The 19,292-nt window shown below is 65.5% G+C and carries 20 protein-coding genes and 1 tRNA gene; 13 read left to right on the plus strand and 8 right to left on the minus strand.

The genetic code is table 11. The features are described 5' to 3' along the window. The 4 genes from J2X58_RS03815 (at position 1) to J2X58_RS03830 (ending at position 5,702) form a co-directional block, all read left to right on the plus strand. The gene (locus tag J2X58_RS03815; protein WP_310046493.1) at positions 1-357 is read left to right on the plus strand and encodes a type II toxin-antitoxin system prevent-host-death family antitoxin; all 357 of its coding nucleotides are present in this window, start codon (positions 1-3) and stop codon (positions 355-357) included. Continuing rightward, on the plus strand, positions 354-980 hold the full coding sequence (locus J2X58_RS03820; RefSeq protein WP_310046494.1) for a hypothetical protein: 627 nt from the start codon (positions 354-356) through the stop codon (positions 978-980). Before J2X58_RS03815 ends, J2X58_RS03820 begins: the two co-directional genes overlap by 4 nt. Positions 981-1,059: 79 nt before the next feature. After that, on the plus strand, positions 1,060-4,869 hold the full coding sequence (locus J2X58_RS03825) for a M48 family metalloprotease (RefSeq protein WP_310046495.1): 3,810 nt from the start codon (positions 1,060-1,062) through the stop codon (positions 4,867-4,869). 98 nt (positions 4,870-4,967) lie between these two features. Next, positions 4,968-5,702, plus strand: coding sequence for an SDR family oxidoreductase (locus J2X58_RS03830; protein ID WP_310046496.1), 735 nt, complete (start codon positions 4,968-4,970; stop codon positions 5,700-5,702). Between the two features lie 12 nt (positions 5,703-5,714). On the opposite strand, the gene J2X58_RS03835 is transcribed toward J2X58_RS03830, so the two are convergent. The 4 genes from J2X58_RS03835 to J2X58_RS03850 all read right to left on the minus strand — a co-directional run bounded on the left by J2X58_RS03835 (position 5,715) and on the right by J2X58_RS03850 (position 7,921). After that, on the minus strand, positions 5,715-6,215 hold the full coding sequence (locus J2X58_RS03835) for a VOC family protein (RefSeq protein WP_310046497.1): 501 nt from the start codon (positions 6,213-6,215) through the stop codon (positions 5,715-5,717). Between the two features lie 16 nt (positions 6,216-6,231). Then, a complete protein-coding gene (locus tag J2X58_RS03840) occupies positions 6,232-6,522 on the minus strand; it encodes a DUF1330 domain-containing protein (protein ID WP_090053810.1) in 291 nt (96 codons plus the stop codon). Between the two features lie 151 nt (positions 6,523-6,673). Next, a tRNA-Ala gene (locus tag J2X58_RS03845) sits at positions 6,674-6,749 on the minus strand. Positions 6,750-6,802: 53 nt separating this feature from the next. Beyond that, positions 6,803-7,921 carry an HRDC domain-containing protein gene (locus J2X58_RS03850; RefSeq protein ID WP_090053807.1) on the minus strand — a complete coding sequence of 373 codons (1,119 nt, stop codon included), beginning with the start codon at positions 7,919-7,921 and terminating at the stop codon, positions 6,803-6,805. A 109-nt stretch (positions 7,922-8,030) separates the two neighbouring features. On the opposite strand from J2X58_RS03850, the gene J2X58_RS03855 reads away from it, so the two are divergent. The 3 genes from J2X58_RS03855 (at position 8,031) to J2X58_RS03865 (ending at position 11,530) form a co-directional block, all read left to right on the plus strand. Continuing rightward, a complete protein-coding gene (locus tag J2X58_RS03855; RefSeq protein WP_310046498.1) occupies positions 8,031-9,986 on the plus strand; it encodes an SUMF1/EgtB/PvdO family nonheme iron enzyme in 1,956 nt (651 codons plus the stop codon). Between the two features lie 65 nt (positions 9,987-10,051). Beyond that, entirely contained in the window at positions 10,052-10,633 is a 582-nt protein-coding gene (locus tag J2X58_RS03860) for a TetR/AcrR family transcriptional regulator (protein ID WP_310046499.1), read from the plus strand. A 159-nt stretch (positions 10,634-10,792) separates the two neighbouring features. Next, complete coding sequence (locus tag J2X58_RS03865) at positions 10,793-11,530, plus strand: SDR family oxidoreductase (RefSeq protein ID WP_310046500.1); 738 nt, start codon at positions 10,793-10,795, stop codon at positions 11,528-11,530. Positions 11,531-11,653: 123 nt separating this feature from the next. Here J2X58_RS03865 and J2X58_RS03870 read toward each other — a convergent pair whose 3' ends face one another. Next, positions 11,654-11,890 (minus strand): hypothetical protein, encoded by a 237-nt coding sequence (locus tag J2X58_RS03870; RefSeq protein ID WP_310046501.1) that lies wholly within the window; start codon positions 11,888-11,890, stop codon positions 11,654-11,656. Between the two features lie 269 nt (positions 11,891-12,159). Here J2X58_RS03870 and J2X58_RS03875 point away from each other — a divergent pair, with 269 nt between their 5' ends. After that, positions 12,160-12,489, plus strand: a complete 330-nt coding sequence (locus J2X58_RS03875; RefSeq protein WP_310046502.1) for a hypothetical protein — start codon at positions 12,160-12,162, stop codon at positions 12,487-12,489. Between the two features lie 110 nt (positions 12,490-12,599). Here the strand turns inward: J2X58_RS03875 and J2X58_RS03880 are convergent, their stop codons facing one another. Beyond that, complete coding sequence (locus J2X58_RS03880) at positions 12,600-13,028, minus strand: low affinity iron permease family protein (protein WP_310046503.1); 429 nt, start codon at positions 13,026-13,028, stop codon at positions 12,600-12,602. Positions 13,029-13,182: 154 nt separating this feature from the next. Here J2X58_RS03880 and chrA point away from each other — a divergent pair, with 154 nt between their 5' ends. The 5 genes from chrA to J2X58_RS03905 all read left to right on the plus strand — a co-directional run bounded on the left by chrA (position 13,183) and on the right by J2X58_RS03905 (position 17,912). Next, positions 13,183-14,574 carry a chromate efflux transporter gene (gene chrA, locus J2X58_RS03885; protein ID WP_310046504.1) on the plus strand — a complete coding sequence of 464 codons (1,392 nt, stop codon included), beginning with the start codon at positions 13,183-13,185 and terminating at the stop codon, positions 14,572-14,574. A 275-nt stretch (positions 14,575-14,849) separates the two neighbouring features. After that, positions 14,850-15,164 carry a hypothetical protein gene (locus tag J2X58_RS03890; RefSeq protein WP_310046505.1) on the plus strand — a complete coding sequence of 105 codons (315 nt, stop codon included), beginning with the start codon at positions 14,850-14,852 and terminating at the stop codon, positions 15,162-15,164. A gap of 220 nt (positions 15,165-15,384) precedes the next feature. After that, complete coding sequence (locus tag J2X58_RS03895) at positions 15,385-15,897, plus strand: hypothetical protein (protein ID WP_310046506.1); 513 nt, start codon at positions 15,385-15,387, stop codon at positions 15,895-15,897. A gap of 284 nt (positions 15,898-16,181) precedes the next feature. Continuing rightward, positions 16,182-16,907 carry a hypothetical protein gene (locus J2X58_RS03900; RefSeq protein ID WP_310046507.1) on the plus strand — a complete coding sequence of 242 codons (726 nt, stop codon included), beginning with the start codon at positions 16,182-16,184 and terminating at the stop codon, positions 16,905-16,907. Positions 16,908-17,309: 402 nt separating this feature from the next. Then, positions 17,310-17,912, plus strand: a complete 603-nt coding sequence (locus J2X58_RS03905) for a hypothetical protein (protein WP_310046508.1) — start codon at positions 17,310-17,312, stop codon at positions 17,910-17,912. An 84-nt stretch (positions 17,913-17,996) separates the two neighbouring features. Here the strand turns inward: J2X58_RS03905 and J2X58_RS03910 are convergent, their stop codons facing one another. Beyond that, a complete protein-coding gene (locus J2X58_RS03910; protein ID WP_310046510.1) occupies positions 17,997-18,263 on the minus strand; it encodes a hypothetical protein in 267 nt (88 codons plus the stop codon). Positions 18,264-18,271: 8 nt separating this feature from the next. Then, the gene (locus tag J2X58_RS03915; RefSeq protein ID WP_310046511.1) at positions 18,272-18,754 is read right to left on the minus strand and encodes a hypothetical protein; all 483 of its coding nucleotides are present in this window, start codon (positions 18,752-18,754) and stop codon (positions 18,272-18,274) included. Positions 18,755-19,292: the final 538 nt, after the last annotated feature.

The following is a 19,292-nucleotide window of genomic DNA, read 5'->3' on the forward strand; positions in this document are numbered from 1 at the left end:
ATGGCACTGACGCTCAAGCTCGATGCGATCGAAGATCTGCCCCGTACGCCCGCTTCGGACGTCAAGAAGCTGGGATGGCGTGGCGTCATGCGCGCCATCGCACGGAAGGGCAAGGTGGTGGTCACCAACCACAGTGAACCCGAGGCCGTGATCCTTTCGGCCGACGAATACAGTCAGATTCTCCACGCCCTCGAGGATGCCGGTGTCCGTCAGGCGTCCGCGCTCGACACGCTGCGTCTGCGCTTCGACGAACGGCTGGCGTCGTTGCAGGCCGCCGACGCGAGCGATCGCCTGCGCGCCCTGATGAATGGCGTCACGACACTGGATGGCCAGGTGAAGGCGGGGGATAGCCATTGACCGGACGTCCGGCGCTTTACGTGTTGGCGGGGGTCAACGGCGCAGGCAAGAGTTCCATCGGCGGATACCGGCTGCGGCAGGCCGGCCTCGACTGGTTCAACCCCGACACGTTCGCGCGCGAACTGCTGTCGCTGGGCGGGTACGATCAGGTTCGCGCGAACGCCGAAGCGTGGCAGGAAGGCATGCGACGGCTCGACCACGCGGTGGCGACGGGAAGCGCCTACGCCTTCGAGACGACGTTGGGCGGCAATACGGTCCCGCGTCGCATCGCCGCAGCCGCGCGGACGCACGATGTCCTCATGTGGTTTTGTGGCCTTTCTTCGCCGGAACAGCACATCGCACGCGTGCGGGCGCGCGTCGCGGCGGGCGGACACGACATTCCCGAGGCGAAGATCCGCGAGCGATACCTCACCGCCATGGAGAACCTGATCGCCCTCATGCCGTCGATCGCCTCGTTGCAGATCTACGACAACAGCGTCGATGTTCCGCACGGCGCCGCGGTTCCCGATCCGCTCCTGCTGGCTCGGGTAAGGCACGGGAAACTTCAATGGCCCGAGGACGTGGCGACGCTCGGACGCACGCCGGTCTGGGCCCGTCCCCTGCTCGAAGCCGCTTTGTCCTGACCGATAGCTGTCGGGGCAGGTGATTGACGGCGCGCGTGGGGCCGCCGCACACTCCGGTCGTCATTGTCGGGGGGCAATCATGGAAACGATCTATCCGGCCGGGCCGGCCGAGGTGCCGGCGGCCTTCACGCGTCCTGGCGCGTCGTACCGACGCCATGCGTGGATCGCCGTGGGCAGCCTGGTGCTGTTCATCGCGGTGTATCTCGCGCTCACGGCGTGGTTCGTCCTGATCGGCGTCAACGAGCTGAGCCGCATCGGCGGCGGAAACGGAGTGCTCCGTTTCGGCGTGGGAGCGTCGAGCCTCTTCCTCGCCTTCTTCATGATCAAGGGGCTCTTCTTCGTCAGGAAGGGCGGCTCGGGAAACAACGGTATCGAACTGACCCGCGCGGAGGAGCCGCGCCTGTTCGCGTTCCTCGACCGGATCGCGGACGACGCGGGTGCGCCACGTGCGCATCGCGTGTTCGCGTCGGGCAGGGTGAACGCGGCGGTCTTCTACGATCTGTCGCTGCTCAACCTCCTGTTTCCCTCGCGCAAGAACCTCGAGATCGGCCTGGCGCTCGTGAACATGCTCAACATGAGCGAGTTCAAGGCGGTGCTCGCGCACGAGTTCGGTCACTTCGCGCAGCGCTCCATGGCGGTCGGCCGCTGGGTGTACACGACGCAGCAGATCGCGGCGCACATCGTCGGCCGGCGAGACGCGCTCGATACGTTCCTGCGTCAGCTGTCCCGGTTCGACTTCCGCATCGCCTGGATCGGCTGGGTGCTCGGTACCGTGATCTGGGCGTTGCGCGCGGTCGTGGATGTCGCCTTCCGCCTCGTCGTCGTGGCCCAGCGCGCGCTCTCCCGCGAGATGGAGATGCAGGCGGACCTCGTGGCCGTGTCGCTGACGGGAAGCGATGCGCTGATCTGCGCGTTGCATCGCCTGCAGGTGGCCGACGACGCCTGGGACCGCGCCGTGAACTTCGCGCGGGGCGAAGCCGCCGCGAAGTTGCCGCCCGCCGATCTCTTCGCCGTGCACCACGCCATCGCCGAGCGGCTGGGCCGGATCTACAACGATCCCGCCTACGGCACGCGTCCCGTCGTCCCGGTGGACGGCGCCGCCGCGTTCCGCGTGTTCGAAGGCGAACTGGCGCAGCCGCCGCGCATGTGGTCGACGCATCCGATGAACCACGAGCGCGAGCACAATGCGAAGCGCGTCTACCTGCACGCGCCGGTCGACGACCGTAGCGCGTGGACGGTGTTCGACGACGCGCCCGGCCTGCGCGAACGCATGACCCGGGAGCTGGTCGGCGAAGCGGAATCGGCGGTCGCGTCGCAGGTCACGGTCGATCGCCTCGATTCGCAATTCGAACGCGAACATCTCAAGGCCCACTACCGGGGGATCTACCTCGGGTTCCCCGTCACGCGGCACGTGACCCGGGTGGACGAGCTGCACGCGGAAGTGCCCGTGTCGCGTCCCCTGCAACGGGACGAACTCTATCCCTCGGCGATCGGTGACGATCTGGAGCGCCTTCGCTCCGTCGATCGCGAGCACGCGCTGCTGTGTTCCCTGCGCGATCGCGTCTACGACGCGCCCGATGGCGTGATCCGTCATCGCGGCAGGATCCTTCGGCGCAACGAGCTTCCCGACGCGATCGCCGCGGTGGATGCGGAGCGCAAGGCACTCCGCGCCCGTCTGGAAGACGCGATGAAGTCGGTGCGCAGCCTGCATGTCTCGGCGGCGGGGCGAATCTCCGCGGCGTGGCGCGATTACCTGCTGGGCGTGCTCGGCATCCTGCTCTACGCGGAACACGCGGAAGCGAACCTGCGCGATGCGCAGGCGGGCCTCGGACAGGCATGGCGACGGGCGACCGTGCGTGGCGCCATCGACGAGAAGGGTGCGCGCATCATCATGGCGGCGTCCAACGATGTCTGGCGCGCGCTTTATGGAGCGTACGACATCGCCGCGCAGGTGCAGCCGGGGGCGGCGATCCTTCGCGAGCTCGATGCCGAGAGCTGGTCGGTCGCGCTCGGCGAGCTGGGCCTCAACGCGCCGAGCCGCGAGAACATCAACGACTGGCTGCGTCACGTCGATGGCTGGGTCGGCCATGTGGCCGGAACGATCGGCGCCCTGCGCCGCGCGGCGCTCGACGAACTGCTGCGCGCCGAAGCCGTCGTCGCCGATGCGACGCGCGGCGTCGCGCCACCGGCCGCGCCGGACGTCGTTCCTTCCGCGCCACCGGCGTACGACACGCTGCGCGTCGGCACCGAGCGCGGACAGCGCGTCGACAAGCCAGGCTTCTGGGACCGCTTTCTCGGCGCGAGCGGCTTCGTGCCGGCGCTCGCCCGCACCGTCGTCGCCGTGGCGATCGTCGGTTCCGTGCTCGTCTTCGGCTGGATGGTCGACCGCGCGAAAATCACCGTCTACAACGGTCTGGCCCGAACGGTCGTGACTACGATCGACGGCCACCGCGCGGAGGTTCAGCCGGGTGCGCATGCGGTGGTGACGGTGCGCGGCGGTGGCGACGTGCAGGTCGAGACGCACGCGCTCGACGGACAGCCGATCGAATCGTTCACCGCGACGGTCGACCGCTCCGCCGAGCAGGTCGTCTACAACGTCGCCCAGGCGGGCATGCTGCGGGCATGGACCGCCGTCTATGGCAATGTCGCCCCGGTGCCTCCGGCCATTCCCACGCCGCAGCGCTGGATGCCGACGTCGGCGGAGGTGCTGTTCGAAGCGCCGCCGCAGCGTATCGAATCGAAGTCCGGCGGCGGCAGCCGCAGCGTGCTCGATGCCGCGAGCGATCTCACGCCCGAGACGTACGCCGACCAGGTCGTGAACAAGAGCGAGCTGGCGACGCTCGTCCTGGCGCACGTGCGCCACGACACGCCGGATTCGACGTACCTGCTCGACTGGCTTGCGCTGGGTGCAGAGCTGCCCGGTTTCGGCGATGCCTTCGCCGCGCGCCGGGCGCGGTTTCCGATGGACATCGTGGCGATGCGCGCCGAGCAGAACCTCGCGAAGGGTGCCGCGCGCGACGCCGTGTGCGCGAAGCATCGTGCGCTCGCCGACGCGTCGCCGGACGCCGCCGACCTGTCCTACCTCGCCACGCGCTGCCTGCCCGATGGCGACGCGCGGGATACCGCGTTCGAAGCGGGATTCACTCGTTGGCCGGCGTCGCCGTGGTACGCCAACGCGGCGGCTACCAGCTTCAGCCAGCACGGGAAATACACCGAGTCCCTCGCGGCGTACCGGGTCGCCCTCGCCGGGAGCCCGGCCTTGCGCCAGGCGATCGCACCGGAGGCATTCCGCGTCGAACGCCTGGTCGAGCCGGCGGCCGCCGCGCGTGACGGAGAGGCATTCGCGCGCATGTCGCCGTGGATCGGCACCATGCTGCGACTCGAAGACACCGTCCACGTGCCCGATGGCGATTATCGCTCGCTCGTGCTTCTCGCCGGGGGCCGCCTCGACGACGCGGTAACGGCCGCCAGGGGGACGCCGATCGAGGCCCATGTGCTGCGAATGGCCGCCGCGTCCCTTGGCGCGCCGGCGGCGCTGCGCGAACGTGTCGCGAAGCTGGCGCCCGCCGATGGCCTCGACGAGCAGACGGTATGGCTGGCGCTGGCCGATGGGGTGAGCGCGGCCGACCCCGCGGTAGCCAAGGTCCTGGAGGGTGTCGAGAAAGGCTTCGATACGCCGGGCGCCGTCGGCAAGGTGCAGCGTTTCATCGCCGCGGTGCGCAAGGGAGGCGCGACCTCGGCGGAGGCGGAACTGGACGGCGTGCCGATGCAGTTGCGCGCGCGTGCGTACCTCGCCGGCCTCTCCGTGCTCGGCGAGAGGGCGCCACAGGCGTGGCGCACGTTCGCCAGCCGCGTGTTGTTCGCGGCGGAGCGTCCTTACCTGGGGTGATTCCGGCCCACTTTATCCGTGACACGGCTGTCCCAATGTCGACCGGTGGTGGCGGCCGTTCCGGCCGTTCCTCCCGAACCCATCCGAGAAGGATCAGCATGAACACATCGCAGAAGATCGCGCTCGTCACGGGCGCCACGCGCGGCATCGGCCGCGAGACGGTGAAGCAGCTCGCCGAAGCCGGGGTGCTGACGTTGCTTGCCGGACGCGATCCGGGACGCACGAACGAGGCCGTCGCGGCGCTGGCCTCGACGGGCCTTCCCGTGGAGGCGCTGGTGCTCGACGTCGCGGATCCGAAGAGCATCGCGCAGGCCGTCGCGGACGTCGAGGCCCGGTTCGGACGGCTGGACATCCTCGTCAACAACGCGGGCATCTTCCTCGACGACATCGGCAAGGCGCCCTCGGAACAGTCGCTGGCCACGTGGCGGGAGACGTTCGACACGAACCTCTTCGCGGTGGTCGGCGTCACGCAGGCCTTCCTGCCGCTGCTGAAGAAGTCGCCGTCGGCACGTATCGTGAACGTGTCGAGCGTGCTGGGCTCGCTGGCCATGCACGTCGACCCCGCGTCGCCGGTCTATGGCTTCAAGGTGCCGGCGTACGACGCCTCCAAGAGCGCCCTGAACGCGTGGACGATCCATCTCGCCTACGAACTGCGCGACACGCCGATCAAGGTCAACGCCATCCACCCGGGCTACGTGCAGACCGACATGAACGGCGGTCAGGGCGAGATCGACGTGCCGACCGGCGCGAAGAGCAGCGTCGGCATGGCGTTGCTGGCCGACGATGGCCCGACCGGCACGTTCACCCACCTGGGCAAGACGCTTCCCTGGTGAGCGGTTCGCGACTCACATGCGACCGGGCAGCCGGTCGGTGACTTCCTGCACGATCCACTCGTTGCCATCGGGGTCGTGGAAGGAAAGGAACGAGCCGTAGCTCTTGCGACCCTCGGCGGGACCGCTGATGCGGTTCTCGCCGGCGGGTCGGTGGAACACACCGTAGGCGTCGTGGAAGATGTCGCTCACGTCGACGCCACGGCGCGCGAACTCGTCGTGCGCACGCACGATGTCCGGAACGACCAGGTGCAGGCCCTGCACGGAGCCCGGTGTCGCGGTCGTCATCTTCTCACCGAACATCAGCGAGCAGCCCGAACCCGGCGGCGTGTACTGGATCACGCGAAAGCCGTGCTCGTCCCGGTAATCGATGTCGAATCGCCAGCCGAGCCGCGCGTAGAAGTCCTTCGCCCGGTCGACGTCCGCGACCGGGATCACGACGATCTCGAAGGTGACGGGAAAGGGGAGGGGTCCGAACTTCTCCCCTTCAGCGCTTGCTGGCAGCAATGTGCTCATGGCTGGCTCCGTGTGATCAGTCGACGCCCTGGACGAGGATCGAGCGGTACGTCGCGCCCTTGAAGCGGTGCTGCGCGACGGCCTGGTACGCCGGGCTGTGGTACCACGCGCGGGCCTCGTCCATCGTCGGGAACGACACGATCACCACGCCCTCGACCGGTGGACCTTCGAGCACCTCGTAATCGCCATAGAGCGCGTGGAACGCGATCGGGTGGCCTTCGAAGCTCGGCTTCACCGTGGCGTTGTACGTGGCGAGTTCGTCCGGATCCTGGGTGCTCTCGCGAATGAAGACGACGTACGCGGTCATGGGGCGGCTCGGCAGTTGGGGGTGGCGCGAGTCTCGCGCCGCGCCGCTGGGCGGTATTGGACGAACCGGGCGCCCGAGGGTGTTCCTTCGGCCCAAAAGCAAGAAAGCGCGCTACGCGACGACGCGGAGCACGCTTTCCTGGCGGGATGATTGGTGGAGCGGAGGAGGATCGAACTCCCGACCTTCGCATTGCGAACGCGACGCTCTCCCAGCTGAGCTACCGCCCCACGAAGCGCGAACTATATCAGCGGCGAACGCGTCTGCCAACGGGTCGGATGCATCAGTCCGGCAGCAGCGGCGACAGCCGGTCGAACAGCACCTCGCGGCGCCAGCCTTCGAGCGCCTCGGGCCATGTCTTCGTCATCACGAACTCTTCCATGGAGCGACGGGCGCAGAGCAGGCCGGGCGGGAGATCGAGCTGGGTGGCCAGGGTATCGACGGCGCTGCGCATCTCGTTGATGGCGCGTTTGGCGTCGCCCAGCGGGTGACCGACGATCGGCGCCGTGGCGGCGACTTCGTCCGGCTCGACCGGACGGTGCAGGAGATCGAACAGCTCCTGTCGCTGCGGCGAGCGCAGGGCGCGCGTGCCGCGCGTCCGTTCGTCGAGGCTGGCCGGCGTCTCGGGAAGGCGCCCCACGAGATCCACCGCCTGCGCGTCCTCGAGCAACCAGGAGCGCGGCTTGTCGAGCTCGCGCGCGGTGGTCTCGCGCCAGCGCAGCACCCGGCGCAGCAGCGCCTGGCGTTCCATCGGCCACTCGGCGGCCGGCTTCACGCCGCGCTGCGGCTGAGGATCGCCTTCGCGGTGGCTCGCCCGGCGCTTCATGCGCGCGCAATCCTCCGCATGCCAGCCGGTGCGCCCACGTTCGGCGAGGCGCTCGGCGAGGATGGCGTGCACGGGGTGAAGGTGGACGACGTCCAGCGTGGCGTACAGCTTCTGCGATTCGGTGAGCGGACGCTGCAGCCAGTCGCTGCGCGTCTCGCCCTTGTCGAGTTCCGCGCCGACGAGCTCCGCGACCAGCGCGCGATAGCTGATGCCCAGCCCCATGCCGACGAAGGCGGCGGCGATCTGGGTATCGAACAGGGTATGCGGACCATCGGGAAGGAAAGGCGACATCGCCTCGAGATCTTCACCCGCGCTGTGCATCACGGTGACGACCGGCTGCGCCGCGAAGGTCGGCGCCAGCGCGTCGCCGAGCGGCACGGCCAGCGGGTCGATCAGCGCGTAGCGCCCGTCGTGCGCGAGCTGGAGCAGCGCGAGCTGTGGATAGAACGTGTTGCGACGCATGAACTCGGTGTCGAGGCCGACGACGGTACCCGGACCGATCGGTGCCAGCCAGGCGTCCAGCGCTTCGCGGCTGTCGATCCAGGGAGCGTGGGGAGCGAGATCGCTCGATGTCATGCAGGATCCTTGTGAGGCTCGGGCCGCGCCGATGGTGCGTGTTGCCCTGTCGCGCGCGATTCCCTAAGGTGGCACCGCACGATAGCAGGCCCGCACGGAACCGCCCACCATGCCGAATACCGAGACCGTCCGCCGACAGCGCGCCATTGGCGGCGCGCTGGGCGTCGCCGTGCTCGCGTTCGGGCTCTTCTATCACTTCTTCCCGCAGGCGCTGCACGTCCAGCCCACCCAGCGCACGGCGCGCACGCCCCTGCGCGGCCAACCGACGGTGATGGGCTTCGACCAGCGTCCGCAGGCCGCGCCGCCGTCGCAGGTTTCCGAAATCGACGCGGGGCCGCCGATCATGCTGGCGCCGGCCTCGGTGATCGCGGCACGGCGCAGGGAGAAGACGCAGGATGTCGAGCTGCCGGCGCAGAAGACCCCGGATTCGCCGGAGCTCACCGCCTTGCTCGACCGCGGCGACAAGGCGCTGGCGGGCGACCGGCTGGTGGGCGGCAAGGACAGCGCGGCGGCGCTCTTCGAACTCGCCCTGAAAGAGAAATCGGATAGCCAGCGGGCGCTCGCCGGCCTGAGCGAGGTTCGCGCGCGACTCGCGGCGGAAATCGAGCAGGACATCGCGCTGGGCGACGCCGACGCCGCGCGCGAATCCCTCGGCGCGCTCAAGGCGCTGCCGTCCTCGTCCACCGATGCCGCGCCGCTGCAGCAGAAGCTCGCGGTGCTCGACAAGGTGCGGCCTATGCTCGGCAAGGCCGCGTCGCAACTGCAGGAAGGCAAGGCCACGCAGCCGCGCGGCGACAGCGCGCTCGACACGTATCGCGAGGTGCTCGAGATCGATCCGCAGAACGCGGTGGCGGAGCAGGGCATCACCAACGTCCAGCGCACCGTGCTCGACAGGGCGCTCGCCGCGGTCGCGCAGAACGACTTCGGCACGGCCGACGCGGCGCTGGCCGAGGCCGCCGCGATCGAGCCCGAATCGCAAGCCCTGCAGGACACGCGTGGCCGCATCGAGGGCATGCGCCGGCAGAACGCCGCGGGCATGCTCGCCCAGGCGCGCTCCGCGCTCGACGCAGGCAACATCGAACTGGCCCAGCAACTGGCGGCCAACGCGCAGAAGATCAGCCCGGATCTGGCGGGCATCGACGATTTCAACGAACGCGTGACCAACGCGCGCCTCTATGCCAGCTACAAGCCGGGGCAGGTCTTCGCCGACCGCTTCGTCGACTCCGCCGGACAGGCGCCCGCCATGGTCGTGATTCCCACCGGCAAGTTCCTCATGGGCTCCCCGGACGGCGAGGCCGGGCACGACGCGAACGAGGCGCCGGCGCACGAAGTCACGATCGACAAGGGTTTCGCGATGGCGCGAAGCGCGATCTCCATCGGTCAGTTCCGCGACTTCGTGCGCTCCACGGGCTACGTGCCCGAATCGCAGTCGAAGGGCGGCGGCAGCATCTACGACGAGCAGAGCGGTGGACTGCGGGACGATCCGACCGTGACCTGGCAGGACGACTACGCCGGCAAGCCCGGCCAGGATCGCCTCCCGGTCATCAACGTTTCCTGGAACGACGCGAAGGCGTACGCGGACTGGCTGTCCAAGCGCACCGGCAAGACCTACCGGCTGCCGAGCGAAGCCGAGTTCGAGTACGCGCTGCGCGCCGGCAGCACGTCGCGCTACTGGTGGGGTGATGGCGCACCGTCGTCCCGGCTGGAGAACCTGACCGGCGGGAACGATCGCTCCGGCTCCGGCCGCCGCTGGAGCAACGCGTTCGGCGGCTACAAGGACGGCTACTGGGGCCCGGCGCCGACGATGAGCTTCGCCGCCAATCCCTTCGGCTTGTACGACATGGGCGGCAACGTGTCCGAATGGGTCGCCGACTGCTGGCACGACAACTACATCCGTGCACCGCGCAACGGCGAGGCATGGGTCAATCCGGGCTGCGGGCGTCACGTCATCCGCGGCGGCTCGTGGGGCAGCGCGCCGGACATGGTTCGCTCGGCGTACCGGCAGGGCGCGCCGGCGGATCTGCGCAACGCGCGCGTCGGTTTTCGGATCGTGCGCGAGCTGTAGCCTCGCGGCACCGCGTCGCCGGTGCTATGCTTTTGTGGACTTTTCGTTCCAGAAACGGTGATGCCATGGCGCGCCCCCGCGAGTTCGACAGGGACACCGCCTTGCAGCGGGCGATCGACACGTTCGCCATGCACGGCTTCGAGGGTACCTCGACGCCCATGCTGCTCGACGCGATGAAGATCGGCCGGCAGAGCCTTTACGATACTTTCGGCGACAAGCGCAGCCTCTACCTCGAAGCGCTCCGCACCTATTCGAACGACAGCGTCGGCATGACGCTGTCGGCGATGTTCGCTTCGACCTCCGTGCGGGAAGGCATCGAACAAGCGCTGCTCGGATTCGCGAAAAGCGCGACCTCCGTCACCACCGCCCGGGCGTGTCTCGGCATCCACGCCATCACGGAGTTCGGCACGCTTGCGAGCGACGTCAAGGCCGTGACGGACGAGATCGCGGGCCGGACGGTCCTCGCGTTCGAGAGCCGCATTCGCGAGGGCATCGCGCGGGGCGAGCTGGCGGCCGATCTCGACGCGGCGGCCACCGCGCAGTTCCTGCTCGCCACGCTGTCGGGTCTGAAGATCGCGGCCCGCGCGGGCTCCGACCTGTCCACGCTCCAGGGCATCGTCGGGATCGCCATGCGCGCCTTGCGATAATTAACTGGACTGAACAGTCAAGTAAGTGCTACGCTCTGTTCATGGGCCTGACCAAGCCCCGCCTTCCATCAAGGACGGTGACGTTATGAAACCCAGGGCGGCGACGCCCCTTTTTTACACACATTACTTGACTGTTCGTTCCATAACTGGAGCCATACCATGACCATTCGTTTTCTCGAAGGCAAGACCGCCCTGGTGACCGGCGGGTCCCGCGGCATCGGCGCGGGCATCGTTCGCTCCCTCGCCGAAGCGGGCGCGCACGTCACCTTCACCTATGCCAGCGCCTCGGCCGCGGCGGACGCCCTTGTCGGCGAACTAGCGGGCCGTGGACTCCGCGCTCGCGCCGTGCGCGTCGACAGCGCCGACGACAAGGCGCTGGTGGCGGCGATCGCCGAGACCGCCGGCCAGAGCGGCAGCCTCGATATCTTCGTCAGCAGCGCCGGCCTGCTCGTGCATGCCCCGCTGGCGGAGACTTCCGTCGACGACTACGACCGCCTCTTCGCGGTCAACGTGCGCGCCGTATTCGTGGGTGCGAAAGCCGCCGCATCTTTCATGGGTGAGGGTGGCAGCATCATCAGCATCGGCAGCATCAGCGCCGAGCGTGCCGGCGTCGAAGGCGCGGCGCTCTATTGCAGCTCGAAGGGGGCCGTGCAGTCGATGACCCGCGGTCTGGCGCGCGACCTCGGTCCGCGCGGCATCACGGTGAACAACGTGCAGCCGGGCCCGATCACCACCGACATGACCGAAGGCTACGCGGAGATGCTCGTGCCGATGATCCCGGTAGGCCGTCTCGGCAAGCCGGAAGAGGTCGGGGCGCTGGTCGCCTTCCTCGCCGGCCCGAACGCCCGCTACATCAACGGCGCCAGCATCGACATCGATGGAGGCTTCATCGCCTGATCGATCGCATCGGCGATCCCGCGGCAGCGGGCGGGCTCGCCGCAAGCACCCATCGAGGATGCGATCCGCTCCCACCCCTCCGGTAGCAGCCGCCACGAGAATCTGGTGGGAGCCGACGGCGGCTCAACGATCCCAGGTGGTCGCGTGAAAAAGCACCTCGGCCTGAAGCGCGACGGTGACGTCGTTGCGCAGGATGCGCGATACGTCGTCCGGCGGCACGCCCAGGATCGACGTGGCGCCCGTCCGGGCGATGCCGGAGCGAAACCGCCCGTCGCCGGTCGCGTGCAGTGTCCAGCGAAGCGATGCCCCGACGCGACAGTAGGTGACATCGCACTCGAATGTCTCGCGACGTAGCGTCACCTGGAAGGTCTGGGTCTGCCAATACGGCGGTGACAGCGCCCGGCGTCGAAGCGTGCGCGGTCTGACACATTCACTGATTTCATCAGTTTTCACGGGAATGCCTTAGTGGATCGCCACCGAGCACTCCCCCCGGAGTCATGTCACGACCTTGGACTCTTACGAGTTACGTGGGCGTGACCGACGGAACCGCTTCAGTTCCCGCCTGCACGGCCGATGAGATGAGATCGACCGTGGGGAGGAATGTCGTGAGGCTCATCGCAGGACTGACAATGGCGGCGCTCGCGCTAGGCGCGACCGCGTGTCATCGCGACGAATGGCACCTGATCAGCGTTGAAAAGGGCAACCCCGCCGACATACGCATACGCGGCGACAGCGGCGACGCGAGCTGGACGTGGGGGCCGGATGCCCACTCGGTCGATGTCGCCGTCGTCAGCAACGAGCTGATCGGCGATCCCCTCCCGGCCGCCGGCGGCGCGTTGGTTCTGCAACTTGCCGACGGCACGAAGCTCGAATTCGCCGGACAGTACAACGCCCTCGTCTGTTCGCGCGGCTGCGACGCGAAGCACATGCCCATCGCGTGGCATGTGCAGAGGGATTAGATGACGCCGAAGGACTTCGCAGGCGGCGTTTTGCGGCCTGCGACCACGCGCTAGTGGCGGTGCGCGGCGCCGACGCATACGAGGTTCGTCAGCGCACCGCGCCGCCGGAGTCAGTGGGTGATCCCGTCCGCTTCATGGCCCGGACGATCCTCGCAACCCAGGTTTTTGCGCGCCTCGGCGGCTCGCTTCGTGTAATTCCGGCGGATCGCATCGAGCGTCTTCTCGTCGAGCTGTTCCAGGTCGAGCAGGGCCGCGTTGGCGCCTTTCATCACATTGATCAGCTCGTCGAGCTTGATCTGCATCGCTTCGGTGTCGCGGTTCTGCGTGTTCTGGATAAGGAAAACCATCAGGAAGGTGACGATCGTGGTTCCGGTATTGATCACCAGTTGCCAGGTGTCCCCGAAGCCGAAGACCGGGCCGCTTGCGCCCCAGAGCACCACGATGCCCGCGGCTGCGGCGAACGTCGCCGGTTTTCCGGCGGCTTTGGAGACCGCCATGGCCATGCGCGTGAAAAGGCTTTGCTTACTTTTCGTCGTCATCGGTTCGTCCTCCTTCTGAAGATACCTTCTGACGCGTGGCGCAGGCGTGGCGTGAAGGTCGCGACGCCTTCGTGGTGCCAGGCATCGCGCAACTGACTACGATGGTCGAACCCGAGTTCATCCACGTCATGCCACCCGCTCGATCGAGGATGCCATGCCCGAAGCACCCGCCCACCTGCGTCACGGAATATCGTTTCGCGAAGCGTCATGGGTATGGGTTCGCGTCGCTGCCTTGAGCTTCGGCGGCCCGGCCGGGCAGATCGCGGTGATGCACCGTATCCTCGTGGAAGAAAAACGCTGGATTAGCGAAACGCGGTTCCTGCACGCGCTCAACTATTGCACGTTGCTTCCCGGACCCGAGGCGCACAAGCTGGCCATCTATATGGGGTGGCTTTTGCACAGGATGCGCGGAGGCCTCGTCGCCGGCCTGCTGTTCATCGTGCCGGGGCTACTGTCGTTGGGTGTGTTGAGCTGGGTTTATGCCAGCTATGGCGACGTGGGTCCCGTCCACGCGCTGTTCTTCGGACTGAGGGCCGCGGTGTTGGCAGTGGTCCTCGAAGCGGTGCTTCGCGTGGGACGGCGTGCACTCAAGAGCAGGGCGTTGGTAGCAGTGGCGATACTGTCGTTCGTTGCGATCTTCCTCCTACGTGTACCGTTCCCGCTGATCATCGCCTCCGCGGCGGCCATCGGCTGGGCCGGCCACCGTCTGCGTATCGCGGGGTTGCAAGGCGGTGCGGCCGGTAGCGCGATGGACACGCCGGACAGCGGCCCGCTGCCGGCTCTCGACGCCGCCTTCGCGGTGGAGGTTCCAACGCACGTCCTGCCGCACCATCGCCGGATACTCAAGGTTCTGGCGGTGTCGCTGGCCGTCTGGCTTGCTCCACTCGTCGTGCTCCTGGCGTGGGCGGGAGCGGGTGACGTCTTCACCGATATCGCGTATTTCTTCACCAAGATGTCGGCGGTGACGTTCGGAGGCGCCTACGCGATCCTGGCGTACGTGGCGCAGCAGGCGGTGGAGCATTACCACTGGCTGGCTCCGGGCGAAATGCTCGCGGGATTGGGCATGGCGGAAACGACACCCGGTCAGCTCATCAGCGTCGTCCAGTTCGTCGGTTTCATGGCGGCCTATCGGCATCCCGGCGCGCTGTCGCCGGTCGTCGCGGGTACGTTGGGCGGACTCCTGGCGAAATGGGTCACGTTCACTCCGTCGTTCCTGATCGTTTTCGCCGGCGCGCCCTACATGGAAGCGCTGCGCAACAACCAGACGCTGAAGGCCGCGTTGAACGCCATCACCGCGGCCGTCGTCGGCGTGATCCTCAACCTGGCCGTCTGGTTCGGCCTGCATACGCTGTTCTTGAAGGTCGAAGCGCGTTCGCTCGGACCTCTCGTGCTGCAGATACCGGACCTCGCCAGTCTCGATCGCGCGTCACTGCTGTTATCCGTGTTCGCGGCGATCCTGCTGTTTCGGTTCAAGGCGGGCATGATCGCCACGCTCGCGCTCTGCTGCCTGGGAGGTGTCGCGCTGCATTTACTCGGGCATCTCTGACACATGTTGCGCTAGAGCCTTAGCGGACAAGGCGGAAGGCGTGCTTACGCCATGCAACAAAAAACCCGCCTCGCGGGCGGGTCTTTCGAAAACCGGGAAAAGCCTTGGGCTTGCCCGGTTTTTCGTTTCTGGTGCGAAAGTGGGACTTAAACGACGTTGGCTCCCAACGCCTCGGAGCAACGCGGTCGTATCTTACTCCCAAAATTACTCACAACACGCGGTTGTGGCCTGGGTCTAGAATCCGTTCGGGGTGAGTCAACAGGGGAGGATTAACCATGCGAAGAGTCGCATTCGTTGCGCTGGTCGCGGTCGGGCTGGTTGCCTGTGCCACCGGGGAGAAGATGCGCCGTCTCGACCCCGGGATGGACCGGCAGGCCGTGGAACGCCAGATGGGCAAGCCGGACGGCTACAGCGAGCAGGACGGCTATCAGGTGCTCACCTATAAGAACCGCCTCATGAGTGGCTGGTCATGGGACCGGGCCGACTATCAAGTCTTGCTAAAGGACGGGCGGGTAGTGTCTTACGGTCCCGGCGTCGTCCGCCAGAATCCCGCAACCAACAGCCTTGTCATTGTGGCCCCTGTCCGATGAGGGCCGCTGTCGCATTGTGCGCGTTCGCCCTTGGCGGCTGTTCAACCGCCACCCGCATCAGTGATCAGCAGGGGCAGCCCGTGGTCATGATCGAATGCGGCTCTAGCACGTCGTTTTCGGTCTGCTACAAGAGGGCCGAGAAAGAGTGCCCATCAGGCTACAGAATGGTTTCCGAAGAACCCGGATTCAACCGAAAGACTCTCAAGGTGGAGTGCAAGCAATGAACAGGGGATTGCTCAGCGCCGTGGCTGCGTCGGTGATATTGAGTGGTTGTGCAGGCGTGCCAGTCACGGTGCGCGACAAGGTGCCTCAGTCATCCGACGTTGCGGTTGTGATGTTTAAGGACTGCGTGATTCAGGGACAAGAAGATTGCGACGGCTCCGGCCTCGCGGCTGGGTCGATCTTTGCACGGGTTATAGCGGGCACCCCAGGAAGGAAAGCTGTCCCTCTAGACCGCCCAGTGCCCCCCAAGGCCCCGTTCACTGATGCCGAGGCTGCAAGCTACGCCAAGGAAAAAGGCTACGCGTACGTGGTCAACGGCGAAGTGCAGGATTACTACAGGGTTGCACCATTCACCTTCCGAAGCGAACGCGCAGGGGTCTCGATTCGCGTGCTTCGGGCCTCTGACGCCTCAGTGGTGGCGTTCTTCAGTGACAGAGGGGAGGCGAACAACCTCAGCACACCAGATGCCATCCTCGAAGGCATGGCTAAGAAGGTCGCTAAGGCCATGTGACCCGAATCTGTGGCGGGGCTGAGTACTTCGCGTCGTTTATTCTTACACGTTGTTCTCAGTCGACCGATTGCTTTGATATTTAATCAGAGTAGTCCTGGCCGTTGCCTCTGGGACGCCTACATATACCCATCTACAAGGGATAGGCGGCCGAGTGGTTGGGGCGTGCAGGGGTAGCGTACGCGCCTTGTACGTGGTGGCACTTTGGCTCACTGTGCGACGACGAAGGTGCGACGACCGGCACTGTTTGATTCTTTGATTTAAATCAATAGGAATCTCGAAACTGCATGAATGATAAGAAATCCCACCCCGCTCTCTTCCCGCCGTCGTACTGGGATCGGATCACCACCAGCCCCGGAGAACCAGTTGACGCGAGCGTTGATCAAATCTTCCACGCCGTGGGCTTTGCCCTGACAGCATGGGAACTTGCGGAGTCTGCACTTGCTGCGCTTTTTCTGGTCGTGTCGAATGTCACAGATGCTAACGGCGTGAATGCGATCCGTCGCGCGTTTGGTTCAGTGGAGAGCAGTGCAGGCAGGCGACGCGCCCTGAAAGCCGCGGCAGAAATCTACTTTGGCAACTACTGGAGCGAGCCTCGCTTTCGGAAGCCATTCGACCAACTCACGAAGGCATTCGAGGGTGGCTCCAGTCGCCGGGATGAGATTGCCCATGGGGTCGCCTATCCCATGTCGATTGACGGGAAGGCGGTGGGGGCCTTTCTGTATCCTGCTGAGTACAACACAGAGCGTACGCTCCCTTGGATCGCGAGCTTAGATGATCCTTTCGCTATCACCAGGGCTCGGTACCGCTATTCCTCTGCCGCCATTTACGAGTACGCAAAGAGGTTTTCGGAGCTTAGCAATAAGGTGTGGGAGTACGCCGCAAGCATTCGCAAGGTTAACGGTGTCCCTGCCGTTGTCTTAGATGCGCAACTGGGTGAAGGATCAGCAACAATGGTAGAGGCCATGCTGGCTCAGCAAGAGAAGGACAAACTCGAAGCATCCAGAGGATGACCCTGGCTCGCTACACTATCCGTCACTACTCTAGCAATGGTGCGGCCATGCTGCTCTATCCGACTCTACTTTAGATATGCCTCTAGGACCGCGTAGAAGGTACCCACCACAAGGAATGCACCTGCTGGTGCAACCTACCCATAGGGTCACCCGTGCTTCGTACGTGCGCGGTAGGCTAGGGACCGGCAAAAGGCCGGTCTGATAGGTAGGTTAGGGAGGTTAGTGCGGCTTACGCTGGGCAGCCAGGGAACCGTGATGCCTCCTGTGTCGACGACATTGATGTCGCTGACATGTCGGCCTATCGGGGCCTATTTTAGGTAGCTCGGGCTGACGGTAGAGAGATATTTGCGGGATCGGGCGAGCGTGCACCCACGCCACAAATCACGACGACGAGGAATAGGGATGCCACGAGTTAGCGGTAAGGAGTTGATATCCCCGACCACTGAAAAGGTCATCGCGCGAACCGTCGCAATTTCGGCTACTTCTATCGTCGTGAAGCTGTACGATGTCCCGCTCAATGACCTCAAGGTCCTTGGAATGGAGCTACCCGCCTCCCTCTTCGATTCCGTGTTGTTCGTTCTGGTCATCTACCACGCCTACTCACTAACCGTGAACTGGGTCGGAGATCTAGCAGCCTTCCGGCTCTGGTTCTCGGAAGCATCCATCTGGTCGCGGTTTGGCAGCAATGTGGATCTTGACGGCATTTTCCTAGGCGGCGGAATCAGGCTCCTACTGCGCTTAAGGGCACTTGAGAAGGATCAAGCTTGGCCCACAGACTATGCCTCTATGACAGACGAGGACCGTCGGGACTTCAAAGACTTCGAAAAAAACGTCGAGTTGTACATCACACGCTTAGAACATGCCGGACAGCGATTCAGCGCCCTGTCGTGGTTCGCTCGCTATTACGTTTGGCTCCAGAGCTATATCTTTCCTATTGTCTTATGCGGTGTAGCGATCTACCTGTTGCTGAGGTATGGCACGTTCGCGCCTCCACTTCGCTTCTAACGGTCCACTCAGACGACGTTACGTGCAGGGCGGGAGGTATCCGAGTGCATCCTCCCGCCCACCGCTTGGCACAGCCAGAACTCTTTAGTGCGGACCGAACCCGACCGGCCCCTTAGCCGTCCCCGGCCCTTCCTGGATCGCAACGACGTGCGAGTACGGCAGCCAGACAACAGGCTGGTCTTGTTCCTTCACCTTCACCCGAAGCAACTGGTTATGCGAGGTATCGACCTCGCTGCAAGTCACGAACAGGAAGCGGGGAGGGGCGTCGGGAGCATCCCTGCCGATGACTCCGTAGCCCGCATTGAGACGAGCTGACGGAGCGCCAGCATCGAGCACCAGTACGTATTCCATGGGCGACCTCAGAGGTAGTAGGAGGCGAGGCCAGCGGCCGCACCGATGGCCGTGCCCCAACCGGGGACTGCCGAGCCAGCTGAACCGCCCGCGATGGCAGCACCGATTGCGCTACCGGCAGCAGCACCGCCAGCACCCGCAGCGATGGCACCGCCAGTCGTGCGGGGCTTGTACGCCGGATTCAGGCCAGACGTTGCCGAGCCCTGGAACTGCCCAGCCGTCGAGTTAAGCGCGTTGCCGTAGTTCGCAAGACGCTGCTGGTCGTAGCCGTAATTGCGTTGATACCAGTCGTTGTACGCCTGATCGATGTTGCCCTGCGCGTAGTCCTGCTGAACCTGACCCAGCCCCGCAAGCTGGCTGTTCCACTGAGCCTGTAGGGCCTGCGCACCGTTAAGGGCATTGGATGCCCCGAGGATGTTCTGCGTGTTGTTCTGAGAGGCGGCTAGCTGGTTCTGGAAGCCCTGCTGCCAAAGCTGCTGCTGGTTCTGCAAGTCCTGATAGCGCAGGTTCGTCGTGTTCGCTGCGAGACGGTCCGCAAGGGTCTACTGGCTGTCCTGCACGGCCTGGTTCATGGCCGAGCCACCGAACGCACCACCCTGCGAGAACTGCGCGGCAAGCTGCGGTGCCTGCGACTTGTTGTAGGCGCTCAGGATGTCGGAGTTCGACTGGTTGATGACCTGATCGAGATTGCCACTTCCCGCGTACGGGTTAGCCCCGGCGTATACCGTCTGGCTCCCGTTCAGAAGCTACGAGAGAACCCCGAATTGCTGCGGGTTCCATTGCGCGTTGTTAGCCGCGTTAGCGAGCGCTGCGTACTGCCCATCGGACAGGTTTGCATTGAGCTGGCCGCCGTAGGACTGGTACGGCTTCGCGTTTACGTCGTTGGTCTACTGGAAGAAGCCTTGATAGGCGTTCTGAAGAAACGGAGGGAGTTCCGTTTTGGTCGTTGTGGTCGTGTTCTTGGGTTGAGAGCTTCCGCCGCCCATAGTGTTGCCTCGTGAAAGATCGGTCCGCCCAACCGTGGAAGAA

It is taken from the genome of Luteibacter sp. 3190 (genome assembly GCF_031456385.1).
In the GTDB taxonomy this organism is placed as follows: domain Bacteria; phylum Pseudomonadota; class Gammaproteobacteria; order Xanthomonadales; family Rhodanobacteraceae; genus Luteibacter.

Coding starts and splice junctions, on each gene's coding strand:
- J2X58_RS03815 (WP_310046493.1), top strand. CDS start 1: ATGGCACTGACGCTCAAGCTCGATGCGATCGAAGATCTGCCCCGTACG.
- J2X58_RS03825 (WP_310046495.1), top strand. CDS start 1,060: ATGGAAACGATCTATCCGGCCGGGCCGGCCGAGGTGCCGGCGGCCTTC.
- J2X58_RS03830 (WP_310046496.1), top strand. CDS start 4,968: ATGAACACATCGCAGAAGATCGCGCTCGTCACGGGCGCCACGCGCGGC.
- J2X58_RS03835 (WP_310046497.1), bottom strand. CDS start 6,215: ATGAGCACATTGCTGCCAGCAAGCGCTGAAGGGGAGAAGTTCGGACCC.
- J2X58_RS03840 (WP_090053810.1), bottom strand. CDS start 6,522: ATGACCGCGTACGTCGTCTTCATTCGCGAGAGCACCCAGGATCCGGAC.
- J2X58_RS03850 (WP_090053807.1), bottom strand. CDS start 7,921: ATGACATCGAGCGATCTCGCTCCCCACGCTCCCTGGATCGACAGCCGC.
- J2X58_RS03855 (WP_310046498.1), top strand. CDS start 8,031: ATGCCGAATACCGAGACCGTCCGCCGACAGCGCGCCATTGGCGGCGCG.
- J2X58_RS03860 (WP_310046499.1), top strand. CDS start 10,052: ATGGCGCGCCCCCGCGAGTTCGACAGGGACACCGCCTTGCAGCGGGCG.
- J2X58_RS03865 (WP_310046500.1), top strand. CDS start 10,793: ATGACCATTCGTTTTCTCGAAGGCAAGACCGCCCTGGTGACCGGCGGG.
- J2X58_RS03875 (WP_310046502.1), top strand. CDS start 12,160: ATGGCGGCGCTCGCGCTAGGCGCGACCGCGTGTCATCGCGACGAATGG.
- J2X58_RS03880 (WP_310046503.1), bottom strand. CDS start 13,028: ATGACGACGAAAAGTAAGCAAAGCCTTTTCACGCGCATGGCCATGGCG.
- chrA (WP_310046504.1), top strand. CDS start 13,183: ATGCCCGAAGCACCCGCCCACCTGCGTCACGGAATATCGTTTCGCGAA.
- J2X58_RS03890 (WP_310046505.1), top strand. CDS start 14,850: ATGCGAAGAGTCGCATTCGTTGCGCTGGTCGCGGTCGGGCTGGTTGCC.
- J2X58_RS03895 (WP_310046506.1), top strand. CDS start 15,385: ATGAACAGGGGATTGCTCAGCGCCGTGGCTGCGTCGGTGATATTGAGT.
- J2X58_RS03900 (WP_310046507.1), top strand. CDS start 16,182: ATGAATGATAAGAAATCCCACCCCGCTCTCTTCCCGCCGTCGTACTGG.
- J2X58_RS03905 (WP_310046508.1), top strand. CDS start 17,310: ATGCCACGAGTTAGCGGTAAGGAGTTGATATCCCCGACCACTGAAAAG.
- J2X58_RS03910 (WP_310046510.1), bottom strand. CDS start 18,263: ATGGAATACGTACTGGTGCTCGATGCTGGCGCTCCGTCAGCTCGTCTC.